A 13,895-nucleotide genomic window follows, 5' to 3' on the forward strand; every position below is an offset into this window, starting at 1 on the left:
TTCTTCGCCCATGACTGGACACCCCACGACAGCGACAAGGGCCGGATCATGGAGCCGGGCCACCAGTTCGAATGGGCATGGCTTCTGGTGCGCTGGGGCAGCCTGCGCGGAAACGATGAAGCGATCGACAAGGCAAAACGCCTGTTCCAGATCGGCGAAGAGCACGGCATCTGCGCGCGCCGCAAGGTGGCGGTGATGAGCCTCTACGACGATTTTTCGGTGCATGACGGGCTGGCGCGGTTATGGCCGCAGACGGAATGGCTGAAGGCTTCGGTGCGGCTGGCGAGCGTCACGAACGGCGAGGAGCGGCAGCGTTACCTTGCCTCCGGTCTCAGCGCCATCGGCGCGCTGCAGCCTTTCCTTGACACGCCGGTCAAGGGGCTCTGGTTCGACAAATGGCCGGCCGACAGGCCGATGCTCGACGAGCCGGCGCCGGCAAGCACCTTCTATCACATCGTCTGCGCCATCTATGAGGCCGAGGCAGTGCTGGCGACGGCTAACTAGTATTGGAGCACCGGACGAGCGGCATCGCCGCTCGCCGGTTTTCGACGTCGATCAGGCCTTGGCCGGGCGCACGACGCGCCAGTCCGGTCTGCCGAGATTGTGCGGCCAGGAATGAACATCCTTGTCGTTGAAATAGACGACCTCTTCCAGCTTTGGAAAATCCGCCTGTTTCAGCGTCACGTCGTTCATCCACGGACGAACATAGGAATCGCCGCCTTCATAACCCAGTTCGGCAACCCAGACCGGCTTGTTGAAGGTTTCGACAAGTCCATAGCCCTTGCGCAGCAGATCGGTGAAGGTCTTCGGTCCGCCATATTCGATCTTGTCGTACTCCTCGAGACCGAAGACCGAAAGGCCGACCAGATCGGCGTAACTATCACCGGGGTAGTAGGCCTGCAGACCCTCGAGACCTTTCGGTGACCACATCACCTTGACGCTGGGAACCGCCTTGCGGGTCATGTCCACCATGCGTTTATACGCCGTGATGTAATCACGCGGGTTCCAGCCCGACCACGAGAAGCGGCCGGACGTGTCTTCCATTTCCTGTCCCCAGCGCAGGATCAGCGGGCTTTTCATCGCCGACATGCGCGCGGCGATCGCCTGCATGTTCTGGTCATAGTCACCTCTCATCACCTTGCGGCGCAACTCGTCGGAGGTGAGCCGCCAGTTAACGTCCCAGGACCAGGGTTCGACCGTGATCAACACGTTGCGCTTGCGCTCCAGAGCGTAGGCATCCGCAAGTGCGAGACTGTCGAGATCCACGTCCTCCCAGGGCAGGAACAGATGTTCCGACGCCACCCCGGTCTGGGCCGTGAAATCACCGTGCGGATCGTAGGCGCCGAAACGGATGCCGTCCGCATGCAATGTCGGTCTTTTGTCGGCAAGTGTCTTCATGCCCGTCGACGTCATGGGGGCGACACCCTGTGCGTCGAGCTTGAGCACCGGATACATGCCGGCGGTAAAGGCTGCGGCGGCACCACCTGCGAACAAAAGTTTTCTTCTTGTTATCTGCATGACACCTTACTCCCTACCTTGTTGCCGTCATCGCCTTGTCGTAAGCGGCGATCTGCGGCGTGACATCGTCCTTGCGGACGAGTTTGAGGAACTCATCGCCAGGGCGTGGCGGGTTGTGCCGGAACACGTACCATGGCCCGCCCTGTTTGCGCTGGTAGAGCACCTTGCCAATGCGGCCATGGTCGAAGCAGGTATCGGCCTTGCCGTTTCCTGCCGCGCTTTTCCAGGTGGCGCGCATGCACAGGGTGCCATTGGCATCGACGGTCCAGCGGCCTTCACCGATGGACTTCTTGCCCTTTTCTTCCGTTGCGGCGACGAATTTGCGGCCATCGGCAATGAAGCGTCCGCCGCCCGTTTCCCATTTCCAGGTCTTGTCGAAGTACATGTCCACGACTTCGCTGGTTCTGAGCGGTTTCGGCGTCTTCGTGCCGCCTGCAGCGTGGACGGCGCTTGGCACGACCACCGCAAGACAGAGTACGAAAGCGGAGAATCCGCATTTGCTTATTGTTGTTTTCATCACAGCCTCCTCCTTCATTGTCCGACCCTATTGTCGGCCAGCATGATCTCTCCGGTTGTCACCGCCGGCGGCGGCACCACCATGGGTTCCGCCTGCATTTCCTGCGGTCCACGCAGTCCCGGCACGGCGATGCGCAGTTTCAGACGTACCGATCTGGCACCCTCCACGCCCGCGCCGGCGACCGTGAACCGCGTTTCAGTGAAACTGACATAGGGTTGCCCGTGCGACAGGGCTTCCAGCCCGCCGATCGCATGGGAGCTGAGTTCTGCGGCACTCCCCGCCACCAGCAGCAGCGAACAGGCAGCGGCGGTCGCTCCCCCACGCAATGCCGGCAGCCTTGGCACGCCGTTTTCCATCGCATGGCGGATGAGCAGAAACACCGAAAGGCCCGCATAGATCGCCACATTGAGGGCGGCGAAGACGAAGAAGCCCTCCGCCCCGTTTTCACGCGGCGCCAGAACCATGGCCACAAGGCTGAGCGCTGCCAGAAGAATGTAAGGCGCGACGACCCTCAGCGGCAGCGGCGGTTTTGCCTGCGTGCCCTTCGGCGTGATGCGGAAATCGACGAAATCGCCACGGATCGTGTCGCGTATTGCCGCCAACACACCCATCAGCGACCAGGGCCAGCGCAGGAACAGAAACACTATGGCTTCCCAGCTGAAGAGCTTCGCATCATGCGGGCGGAATGCGCCCGTGGCACGCCAGAAGAACGCAAAGACGATCATGATCAGCGAAACCGGCAGGAAATGCGCCAGGAACGCCGGATAGGACGCGTTGACCAGCACATCACCGCGCATCAGCGCAACGGCGGGAAGCACGAACATCAGCGCCATGAAGCCGGAAAACAGGGGATACCAGAGCTGCGAAAACAGGAACTGGAACTTCAGCCGCGGCGACAGCTTCGGCACATAGTGCCGCGAATATTGCAGCAGAATGGTCATAAGGCTACGCGACCACTGAAACTCCTGCACGATGAGATCGGCAAACGTCACCGGTCCGTCGCCATGGGCGATGGCGTTGACGGCGTGAACACCGCGCCAGCCGCCGGCGTTCATCAGAAGCGTGGTGGAATGATCCTCGGCAAGCTCCGGCCCCAGGCCGCCCACTTCATGCAGGGCCTTCGTGCGCACGGCGTAGTGCGAGCCGATGCAGAGCGGCGCCCAGCCATTATTGTAACCCAGCTGCAGCGCGCCATGCAGGCTCGCCTCGGCATATAGCCTGCCGCGCGCCGCCCAGCTTTCACCTGCATTGGCATCGCAAATGCTCGGGGCCGAAACATATCCCACCTTCGGATCAGCAAAGGGACGGATGATCTCGCTCAGATAATCCGGTTCCGGCACATGGTCCGCATCGAACTGCGCGACGAAATCATAACGCCGATACCCGTAATGGTCGTAGAAATAGGCGAGATTGCCTTCCTTGCAGCGCGTGCGCCGAGGCCAGCTCTTGCGATGATACTCGGCGACACCCTGTCGGGTGGAAACGAAAACGCCGTGCGCGCCACACCATTTCAGCGTTTCCGCATCCGGAGCCTCGTCGGCAAGCCACACGTCGAACTCCAGGCCCTTCTGCTCCAGCATCGCGAGCAGCGTCTTCTGCACCACGGCGAAAGGTTCCGACGGCGCCTTGGTGACGACCATCGCCACCCTGCCCCGTGGCAGAGGGGAGCGCCGGTCGACGACCCTTGCGTTGAGAAAGATGAAGATGAAATAGGACGGCAGAAGCGTGATCCACGCGAGCGTGATCGTGACGACGGTATAATAGGGCCAGTCGATGACGCGATCGCGATCAAGCCACCAGATCCAGAAATAGGCGAGCGTCACCATCCATCCGCCGATGCCGAGAAGATAGGTCATGCGGTTCCAGCCGGCAAAGACCGGCAGCATCCGCAGATCGCTGGTGACTGCGACGGCGCGGGCCGAGGGAACGGAAGGGGTTGAACGGGCTTTCATGACCGCACCTCCAGTCCGAAACCGGGACCGGCCGTCCGGATGATGGTATCGATATCCGAACGCTTCGGGATAAAGCCGAGCATCTCTTCCGCACGCTTTATATCCGCAAACAGGGCTGGCGGATCGCCGGCACGCCTCGCACCGAAATGAACCGGCACTTCCTGCCCCGTCACGCGGTGGATCGCCCGGATGATGTCACCGACGGATGTGCCGTGACCGGAGCCGAGATTGACGCGCAACGTCTCGCCACCCTCGGCAAGATAGTTGACGGCGGCGACATGGGCATCGGCCAGGTCGCTAACATGGATATAATCGCGAATGCAGGTGCCGTCGCTGGTGTCGTAATCCGCCCCGAAGACATCCAGTTGCGGCAGCCGTGCGGCAGCCGCCATCAGCGCCCGCGGGATCAGATGGGTTTCAGGCTCATGCCGTTCGTAAAGCTCACCGTCCGGATCGGCACCGGCGGCATTGAAGTAACGCAGGGCAACGAACCGCAGACCATAGGCCGCAGCATAATCATCAAGCGCCATTTCGAATATCAGCTTGGTGCGCCCGTAAGGGTTGACCGGCATTTGTGCCGTTTCCTCGCGGATCGGCAATTGCGGCGGAACGCCATAGGTGGCGCAGCTGGAAGAAAACACCAGCCCGCCGATATTCTGGTCGAGACAGGCATCCAGGAGCGCCAGGCTGCCGCCGACATTGTTGCGGTAATATTTGCGCGGATCTTCGACGGATTCGCCGACATAGGCATTGGCGGCGCAATGAATGACGAAGGCCGGCGAGGATTCCCTGAGCGTGGCCTTCAGGAGACCACGATCCAGAATATCCCCCTCGATGAAGGGACCCCAGCGGACAGAATCCGCGTGACCCGTCGAGAGATTGTCATAAGCGATGGGCTTGAAGCCGGATTGGGCCAGCGCCTTGCAGATGTGGCTGCCTATGAATCCGGCCCCGCCCGTGACGAGGATTGTGCGGGGCATCTCATACGGCCTCCGCTACAGTCTTGCCTGCCAGCAGTGCATCGAAATAGACGATAGTTTTTTCCAGGCCGATTTCGAGCGGCACGCGCGGCTGCCATCTCAACAGTTCCTTTGCCCGCGAAATATCGGGGCGACGCTGCTGCGGATCATCGATCGCGGCGGGCAGATGCACGATGCGCGACCGGGAACCCGTCATGCGGATGACGATATCGGCGAGCTGCCGCACCGGAATTTCCGTCGGGTTGCCGAGATTGATCGGCCCGGTGCAATCCTTCGGCTTGGCCGAGAAGCGCAGGAAACCGTCGATCAGGTCATCGACATAGCAGAAGGAACGGGTCTGGCTGCCATCGCCGTAAATGGTGATGTCAGCGCCCTTCAACGCCTGGACGATGAAGTTCGAAACCACACGTCCGTCATCCGGGCGCATACGCGGCCCATAGGTGTTGAAGATGCGTCCCACCTTGATATCGACACCGAAGCTACGGTGATAATCGAAAAACAGCGTTTCGGCGCTGCGTTTCCCTTCATCGTAACAAGCTCGCGGCCCGATTGTATTTACATTGCCGAAATAGGTTTCCGGCTGCGGATTGACGTGCGGATCGCCGTAGACTTCCGAGGTCGACGACTGCACTACGGTTGCACCGCATCTGCGCGCTACCTCGAGCACGTTGACGGCGCCAAGCACATTGGTGAGCAGCGTGCCGACGGGATCGCGCTGATAATCTGGCGGTGAGGCCGGTGAGGCGAAGTTGAAGATCAGCGAGACATCGATGTCATAGGGTTTGCGCACATCGTGCTCGACTAGCAAAAAACGCTTATTGTCCCGCAAATGCGCCACATTCGCAGTGCGCCCGGTCGAGAGATCGTCGAGACAGATCACCTCGTGACCGCAACTCAGCAGGCGTTCGCAAAGATGGGAACCGAGAAAACCGGCGCCGCCATTGACGAGAACACGTTGGCCAGGCCTCCACTCGGAGTAGATGGTGACGCCGTTGTCATGTTCGTTGGGAACGAAATTACGCATTACACACTCCTCCCCATGATGAATCAGCGCAGCTGATTCAACTAAACTGGATCAAACTCCCGATTGTACGATATCTTGAATATCACCCTCCGGTTTTTACTTCTTCTGGAGGTTTTAATATTTCGATTCGATAAATTTCAACTTTCATGATAGGCGTGGCAGAAAACTGGTCAACTTAATTTCATCAAAATATTACAATTGATTACCCAAAATTACTCAAAATATCCTCTTGATTTAATACTTTTTAACTACGCCTCCATTATGCCTTTCTTATTGAGCATTAGCGCAAGCTTCGCTCAACCAGTCGGGGCTATCCTGGTTTTGTAAGGCTCGGTCCACCGGGAACAAAACCGCCCGGCGAGATGCGACAGACAGTCGATTTCAGGGGACACACATGATGAATGAAATGCCTTATTCCCATGGCGGCAAAGCAGCCCGCCATTGTCGTTTTGCGCTTGTTGCCGCAGCACTTGTAACTTTCACTTTCGCGACGGCTTCATGCTCAGTGGTCGAAGACGCCGTTCTCATCAAGACCGCGTCGGCCAATACCGCCACGATCAACAGCCGGGTTGCTCCGGCGAAGGCGTCCTACGGTTATCAAAAAACCGGCAACGCAGCCGTTACGCTTGTTGCCGATGCCTCGGGCACACCCGCGGCATCGCGGCAGTCCTATTCGGGTTCTTCTCCCTATATCTGCTCACCGAGCGGATTCGGGCAGAAATCCCGCTGCTTCCTGAGGCCCTGAGCCTCCTGGAGAGAAACCGGAGGGAACTGGCGTCCGGACGGCTCTAGCCGCCCCGACGCTCAGTTCTTCCAGCCGCCGGAGAAGGTCGTGTCTTCGTCTTTGTTGAAGAAGCGCGACGCCGCCTCCGTGCGGTTGCGCACGTTCATTTTCTTATAGATATTGCGAACGTGAACCTTGACAGTGTTCTCGGACAGATGCAGCCGATCAGCGATGATCTTGTTTTGCGTTCCCTTGCAAAGCAGGTCGAGGATTTGCACCTCGCGCGTCGTCAGCGCGGCCACGTCACCCCTGCTCGCAGCAAGGGCATCGGCACGATTGGCGATCACGGCATTGCTTTGAACGCTCTTGCCATTGATGGAAGGCGAATAGGGCGTGAGCTTGCCCAGAAGAGCTGCGGGAAAATGTTCCCCGCCCTTCATAAGCAGATCGACGGCCGCCATAAAGACATCGAGCCTGAGATTGAGCGGCAGCACGCCATCAATGACGCGCATTCCCACCAGCCTTTTCAGCGGCTCTTCGAATTTGTCGATGGTTTCGACGACGAGCGCGATCGGCGCGTCGGGATGCTTTTCCCGAACCTCCGAAAGAACGGCATGAAGGCGCTCACCGGACATCCGGTAAGGCAAAACCAACCGCACATTGTTACCGTAATCGTCCTCGATCCCCCCTGACGAGGTTATACTCACCACCGCGAATGTAGGGAACTTTTTGCCCAGCGCCTCCATGAGGCACTCGGAAAACAGGTCCGGATCCGCGATGACCAATAAAGTTCCATTTATAGGAGCAACGGCGTTTTTTTGTTTTGCCGCATAATCTGAAGTTCCCATGAACATTGACGCCTCCCTAAAGCGCTTACGCATTACGTTCTTTTGGTTGTGCAGTCTGTTGTCCGTCGGGTATCTTTCCCCTGGATCTTTAGGGGCCTCTCCCCGCCTCAGGCCATGTCAACTATTATTAATCACCCGTTAATTAACACACGCTAATACGAAAAGCTGTGTAAATAAATGGCCCAAACGGGTTATTTTTTACAATTGACATACAAAATAGGTTACGCCGAGATAGAATCATTCATCCGGCAACCCGCTGCAAAAACAAACACATCGGAAAAGCTTTCGCTGTGGTTTTGCAATCCTGGAAAATATAACTTTTAGTTGATATCCCTTTACATAGCTCGCCGGCGAAAGACCCCCGGAGCTGTTCCGTTTCGGGATAATGGCCTTTTCCCACCGAAATAAACCATGTTTTTCGAAAAGCCGCGTTTCTCCCGGCACAGCGGCATTTTTCTACGGCCAAACCAGCGAAACGGACCGCCGGACCACCGCTCGCGACATATATATTCGGGATGGGCGCCGATGTGTTTAGCCCGAATTGATATCTAGGAAGCGCAATTTTTCTGCGGCACAGTCTGACCGTCGCTGAACGGCGGCCGATGGAAAGACACCTCCGGCCTTGACGTGTGTTTGAAAACGCCGGTCCCTTTTCAAGAAATATGCAAAGCGAAAAAGACGAAAGCCACCGCGCTCCCCATCGGAGCGAGGAACGGATTTGTGCGCCGTTTTACCGAGTAGCGCACAAGGGCTGAACGAAAAGAGCCCGGTCACGGGTCAATACCGAACCGCAGATGATGCGTACCGAGTGCATCTGCAAACATCAATCTTAATGCTATCAGGAGCAAGCGCGAAAAAATCCCGTTTGAGATGAGAGGGATTTCGAAAGCTGCTCCGAGCTTTTCGGAGGAAATCGAAATGGGTTATAATCCAAAGTCCGGCGACGATATCACCAAGATCGGCGCGCTTTCCGATGGTTTTGCCAACACGGCGACCAACGACGCCAAGGTGGAAGACAGCAACGTCGGCACCGCAAACGGTGAAAACCGCAACAACGACAACAGCGACAACAGCACCAATGTGGATGTTGACGCCAAGGTCGATGTTTCCGCCAATAACGGTGACAATCGCGACAACGACTATGACTGGAGCTATGACAGCAAGTCCTATAGCGACAACGACACGAGCACCAAGACGAGCACCGAAACCAACACCGATATCAAGGTCGACTACGACTGGAGCTATGAAAGCAAGTCGTACAGCGACAACGACACCAATGTGAAGACCATTACGGATACGGACACGAAGACGTCCAACTATTCCGACAACGACACCTCCACCAAGACCACAACGACCTCCGACAGCTTCAACTCCGCTGACAGTTTCTACAAGTCGGATGACGACTTCGGCAACATCACGGGCGTCAAGGATGTCGGCAATCTCGGCATCGCCGGCGGAGACCTCACCTTCAACCTCGGTGACGACTTCTCCTTCACGCTGGACGTTGACAACATCCTCAACGGCTCGCTCAATGGCGACGGTAACGACACCGGCTTCAGCATGGTGCAGGCCAACCACCTGGCAGATCAGGATGAGGCCTATGACATCAAGATGCAGAATGGCGGTGCGGAAAACCATCTGAGCGCCAATGCCGGTGACGCCTTCGGCGCCGAAGGCATCGACGGCAAGGGATGGGACCTCAAGGCCGGCGACGACGCCGCAGGTACCAGCACTGCAGATGCATCGGCAATCCTTGCAAATTCCGGCTTCCATCTGGAACTGGTGCAGGGTGCCAACATGCTCTCCAACGCAGTTGACGCCACGATCACAGGCGGTAACTCGCATGTTTCTGACGTCGGTGAGGATCACTCCTGATACCCACCTCTTGACGAAAAGAGCTGCACCGGCACCCGCCGGTGCAGTTCGCGGTTGAAGGACCGGGTTTGCGTAAAACGAAGCACCGCCTCTGAGACGTGTGCCATGCGCAGCCCCAGGCTCTGCCGCGATGATCAGGGAGGGACCTCCAATGCATATCGACAAGATTTCGGACATGATTGCGCATTTCATCGGCCTGTTCGACACGGTGATCGAGGATGCGCGTCTGAGAACCAACTATAGCGAGGGCCCGGCACGTTCTGATCCGGACCGCCTGCCGGACGATGAAGCGGCAAAGCTGCTCGACAAGAACTACGACGTGCCGCTGCAGGACTACGACCCCGGCGTCAAATACAGCGCCGGCTATTATGATTTTGACTATATCCGACCGCATTTCGCCCGCGCTGTCGAATACGACATGCAGCAGCTTGCAAATGCCATTCCGGTCGATATTTCCGCCGCTCATTTCCGCTTCCCGGGCCGCCTTTCCTTTGAGGAAGAATATGAACTGGTGGTTCACCCCGGCCCCGGCTCGGTCATCGCGCATGTAGCGCAGGTCAATATTCTTCAGGACGACGACTATCTGAACATGACTGATGGCCCCTATGTGTGGCGCGACACCAGCTTCGTGACAGAGCGTACCGTCGAGTTCTACAATGAAGCAGCTATCTTTACGCCTTTTTCCGTTTTCCAGCGCACCGACAGTTACGATGCGCTGCAGGCGCTCGCCAAATCCGCGCACGACTATATCGACCATGCCCGCGAAAACGATGTCACCTCGCTTGGCACCGGTGCGGACCAGGATTTCGTTCTGGCCGGCAACGATATCGACGGTATTTACGTCAATGGCTCGATAGCCAGCGAAAAGCCGATGCTTGATGACTACATGCCCGATCGCGGTATCGCCAAGCCGCCGGAAGAGCCGGAAAAGAGCGATGTTTCGCTGCATGAGGATAGCCCGGCCGGCAACAGCCTTGATGTCGCCGCAGGCGCCAACGTCGTCGCCAACATCGCTACTCTGGTCAATACAGGCGTCATGACTTCGGTGACCGCCGTCATGGGCGATTATCATCAGATCGACGCCATCACCCAGGCCTATATCTATAGCGACCGGGACGAGATCGACTCCGTGTTCACACACTCGGAAGATCAGGCGGCGACGGTTGCCTTCAACATCGCCAGCTTCGAGCGCACCATCTATCCCGGCGCGGAAAACGCAGCAGCGGACAGCCAGGAAACGGGCGCGCCCCCAATATTCCCCACCGCCTGGCGTGTCAGCGTGCTGGAAGGCGACGTTTCCTTCGTGCACTGGATCGAGCAATACCAGTTCGTCAGCGACAACGACACGATGACGATAACCACCTCGGGCGCTACCGTCAGTCTGCTGACGGGCGGCAACGCCGCGCTCAACATTGCGAATTTCCTCGGCATCGGCATGCAATACGACCTGATCATCGTCGGCGGCAATGTGCTGGACATGAACCTGATCAGCCAGATCGCCGTGCTTTACGACAATGACTGGGCGCGCGCCAATCCCGATGCGCCCGATGGCGCCACCATCCAGTCCGGCAACAACCTTCTGTGGAACGATGCCGCCATTCACAATGTTGGCAGCAACGACCGTTTTGAAACCATGCCTGATTACATGACGCAGACGGTCAACGCGATCAACGCGCGCGACCCCAACATGCCGGATGCGCTGGCTCATGACGTCAATTTCGCCGGCTATGAGGGGCTGAACGTCCTCTATATCACCGGCAATCTTTATGATGTCAGCATCATCAAGCAGGTGAGCGTGCTGGGCGATTCCGACGACGTGACGCAGGCAGCCGCCAAGGTTCTCGAAAACAACGAGGACGCCACCGTCCACATCGATACCGGCAGCAACGCCGTCGTCAATCTGGCGCAGATCGTCGATTACGACAGCTTTGGCTCCACCACCTATGTCGCCGGCGGCGTTTATTCCGATGCCATCCTTATTCAGGGCGGCATCATCGAAAACGACACGTCGCAACCCCAGCAGGGTCAGCTGGCAAACGAGGTCATCGCCTTTCTTCACGACGATCCCGCCACCATCGAAAACGAATCCGATGGCGTCATCAATGCCGGTCACGACCTGTCATGGTCGAACGGACATTCGGCCGACGTCATGCAGGCGGTGACCGCGTAGATTTGGCTGGCGGGGCGACAATCGCGTCCCGTCACGGCCGAACCGCAAACACCGTGAGATCACCGAGGGGACCGATAAAAAATGGATCATATTTCAAGAAAAACCATTGCCGACGGACGCTCGCTGGACTTGCCGCTGGATCAGGAGGCGGAAGACAGCAAACTGACGGACGCCTGTATTTCAGCCATCAATGAAGCTGTCGAAAACCTGCGCCAATTATCCGGCGCGGAACAGGCCGCAAAAACCATTTCATCACCAACGCAGATCATTCCCCCACAATCTCTTCCCCAACCTCATGCAAAAATAGAACAGGCGGAACAGCTACGCGACGTTCCCACGGAAAAGCCGGCGCCTCAGCAGGACCGGCAACCCGTCTCTCCGCCGGAACCACATGCCAAGATCGACAATACCGACCTGCCTTTCGTCAAGACCATCGATAACAATGAAGGGCCGATCCGTGAAAACGAGCGCCGGCCGGTAACGGGTGGTGGCGGCAAGGAACCGACGGACAATGGCGGTGGTGGCGGCGGCGGTGGTGGTGGCGGAAGCAAGAGCGGTTTCCATAAGCGCAGCGAGCCGATCAACTTCGCCGCAAGTCTCGCCAAGGGCATCGCCGCCGTGCGACGCAACATGGTGGTGGTGATGCTGTTCACCGTCGCCATCAACGTCCTGCTGCTCGCCATCCCCCTTTATCTGTTCCAGATTTCCGACCGAGTATTGACCAGCCGCTCGATGGATACGCTTGTCATGCTGACGGTTGCCGTGCTCGGCGCGGTTCTGTTGCAAGCCTTCATGGACGCCATCCGCCGCTTCATCCTGATGCGAACCGCCGTCGAACTTGAGGTACAGCTTGGCGCGCCGATCCTTTCGGCCGCCGCCCGCGCCTCCCTGCATGGCAGCGGCAAGGACTACCAGACATTGCAGGACTTGCAGCAATTGCGTTCGTTCATCACCTCCGGCACCCTGATCGCCTTTCTCGACGCACCGCTGATGCCGCTTTTTATCGTGGTGGTCTATCTCGTCCATCCGCATCTCGGCATCATCATCATGGTCTGCTGCGCCGTGCTGTTCATTATCGCCTGGCTGAATCAGCGCTTCACCGCGAGACAGTTTTCCGAGGCGTCCGGTTATCTCAGCCGCGCCAATTTCCACCTCGACTCCATGTCGCGCAATTCGCAGATCATCAATGCGCTGGCGATGATACCGGAAGCGGTGAAGATGTGGGGGCGCGAAACCGCAGGGTCCCTGAAATCTCATGTCGCGGCGCAGGATCGCAACATTATGTTCTCGGGCGTTTCCAAGGCGGCGCGCATGATCACCCAGGTAGCGCTGCTTGGCTGGGGCGCGCATCTGTCGCTATCAGGTGAACTGACCGGCGGCATGGTGATTGCGGCCTCCATCATTTCCGGCCGTGCGCTGGCGCCCATCGAAGGGGCAATCGAGGGCTGGCACCAATTCAACAAATCGGCCGCCGCCTATGGCCGCATCAAGCAGCTTCTCGTCAATTCGCCGCTGAATTTCCCGCGCCTGCGCCTGCCCAATCCGGAAGGGCGTCTCGACGTGGAGCGCATCCTCTTCGTGCCGCCGCCGCAGAAGAAGGTGATCCTGAACGGCATCTCCTTTTCGCTGAAAAAGGGGGAATCGCTTGCCATCATCGGCAATTCCGGCTCCGGCAAGACGACGCTCGGCAAGATGCTGGTCGGCTCGATCCTGCCTACTTCAGGCAATGTGCGCCTCGACCTCATGGATCTGCGCAACTGGGACCAGCGGCAGTTCGGTGAAAGCATCGGCTATCTGCCGCAGGACGTGCAGCTTTTTCCGGGCACCATCAAGGCCAATATCTGCCGCATGCGCGACGATATCGAGGACCGGCAGATCTATGAGGCAGCTGTGCTTGCGGATGTGCATGAGCTGATCGCCGGTTTTCCGCAGGGCTATGAGACCGTGGTCGCCGCCGACGGCGCGCCGCTTTCCGGCGGCCAGAAACAGCGCATCGCGCTTGCCCGCGCCTTCTTCGGCGACCCCAAATTCGTGGTGCTGGACGAGCCGAACTCCAACCTTGATACGCAGGGCGAACAGGCGCTGGCCAAAGCCCTGCTGCACGCCAAAAGACAGGGCATCACCACCGTCACCATCACCCAGCGCCCGGCGCTTCTTCAATGCGTCGACAAGATCATGGTGCTGAAGGACGGATCGGTCGCCATGTTCGGCGAAAGGATGGATGTGCTGAAGGCGCTTTCCGGCAATGGCCGCCCGGCCAGCCAGTCCCCGCAGATCGAGGGTTGAG

General features: G+C 58.3%; 11 protein-coding genes. 5 read left to right on the top strand and 6 right to left on the bottom strand.

Annotation, left to right across the window (positions count from 1 at the left end):
• Positions 1–504 (top strand): AGE family epimerase/isomerase (locus tag V6R85_RS10470; protein ID WP_336377050.1); only part of this gene is annotated, 504 nt, incomplete at its 5' end.
• Between the two features lie 51 nt (positions 505–555).
• Here the strand turns inward: V6R85_RS10470 and V6R85_RS10475 are convergent.
• Genes V6R85_RS10475 through V6R85_RS10495 form a run of 5 tightly spaced genes read right to left on the bottom strand, consistent with a single transcriptional unit; the run spans position 556 to position 5,991 of the window.
• On the bottom strand, positions 556–1,518 hold the full coding sequence (locus V6R85_RS10475) for a glycoside hydrolase family 26 protein (RefSeq protein ID WP_060724773.1): 963 nt from the start codon (positions 1,516–1,518) through the stop codon (positions 556–558).
• Between the two features lie 13 nt (positions 1,519–1,531).
• Positions 1,532–2,035, bottom strand: coding sequence for a DUF995 domain-containing protein (locus V6R85_RS10480; RefSeq protein WP_003506364.1), 504 nt, complete (start codon positions 2,033–2,035; stop codon positions 1,532–1,534).
• Between the two features lie 14 nt (positions 2,036–2,049).
• Positions 2,050–3,987, bottom strand: coding sequence for a glycosyltransferase family 2 protein (locus V6R85_RS10485; protein ID WP_112958612.1), 1,938 nt, complete (start codon positions 3,985–3,987; stop codon positions 2,050–2,052).
• On the bottom strand, positions 3,984–4,967 hold the full coding sequence (galE, locus tag V6R85_RS10490; RefSeq protein WP_112958611.1) for a UDP-glucose 4-epimerase GalE: 984 nt from the start codon (positions 4,965–4,967) through the stop codon (positions 3,984–3,986). The genes V6R85_RS10485 and galE overlap by 4 nt, the downstream gene beginning before the upstream one ends.
• A 1-nt stretch (position 4,968) precedes the next feature.
• A complete protein-coding gene (locus V6R85_RS10495) occupies positions 4,969–5,991 on the bottom strand; it encodes a UDP-glucuronic acid decarboxylase family protein (RefSeq protein ID WP_003506358.1) in 1,023 nt (340 codons plus the stop codon).
• A 394-nt stretch (positions 5,992–6,385) separates the two neighbouring features.
• Between V6R85_RS10495 and V6R85_RS10500 the strand changes: the two genes are divergently transcribed.
• Entirely contained in the window at positions 6,386–6,736 is a 351-nt protein-coding gene (locus V6R85_RS10500) for a hypothetical protein (protein ID WP_020011870.1), read from the top strand.
• Positions 6,737–6,795: 59 nt separating this feature from the next.
• On the opposite strand, the gene V6R85_RS10505 is transcribed toward V6R85_RS10500, so the two are convergent.
• Entirely contained in the window at positions 6,796–7,569 is a 774-nt protein-coding gene (locus V6R85_RS10505; RefSeq protein WP_020809646.1) for a helix-turn-helix domain-containing protein, read from the bottom strand.
• Positions 7,570–8,481: 912 nt separating this feature from the next.
• Here V6R85_RS10505 and V6R85_RS10510 point away from each other — a divergent pair.
• The 3 genes from V6R85_RS10510 to V6R85_RS10520 all read left to right on the top strand — a co-directional run bounded on the left by V6R85_RS10510 (position 8,482) and on the right by V6R85_RS10520 (position 13,894).
• Entirely contained in the window at positions 8,482–9,438 is a 957-nt protein-coding gene (locus V6R85_RS10510) for a hypothetical protein (protein ID WP_003506352.1), read from the top strand.
• A 151-nt stretch (positions 9,439–9,589) separates the two neighbouring features.
• Complete coding sequence (locus V6R85_RS10515; RefSeq protein ID WP_111780236.1) at positions 9,590–11,608, top strand: hypothetical protein; 2,019 nt, start codon at positions 9,590–9,592, stop codon at positions 11,606–11,608.
• An 81-nt stretch (positions 11,609–11,689) separates the two neighbouring features.
• Entirely contained in the window at positions 11,690–13,894 is a 2,205-nt protein-coding gene (locus tag V6R85_RS10520; protein ID WP_112958610.1) for a type I secretion system permease/ATPase, read from the top strand.
• Position 13,895: the final 1 nt, after the last annotated feature.

The sequence above is a fragment of the Agrobacterium sp. CCNWLW32 genome, from assembly GCF_037083425.1.
Lineage (GTDB): Bacteria > Pseudomonadota > Alphaproteobacteria > Rhizobiales > Rhizobiaceae > Agrobacterium > Agrobacterium radiobacter.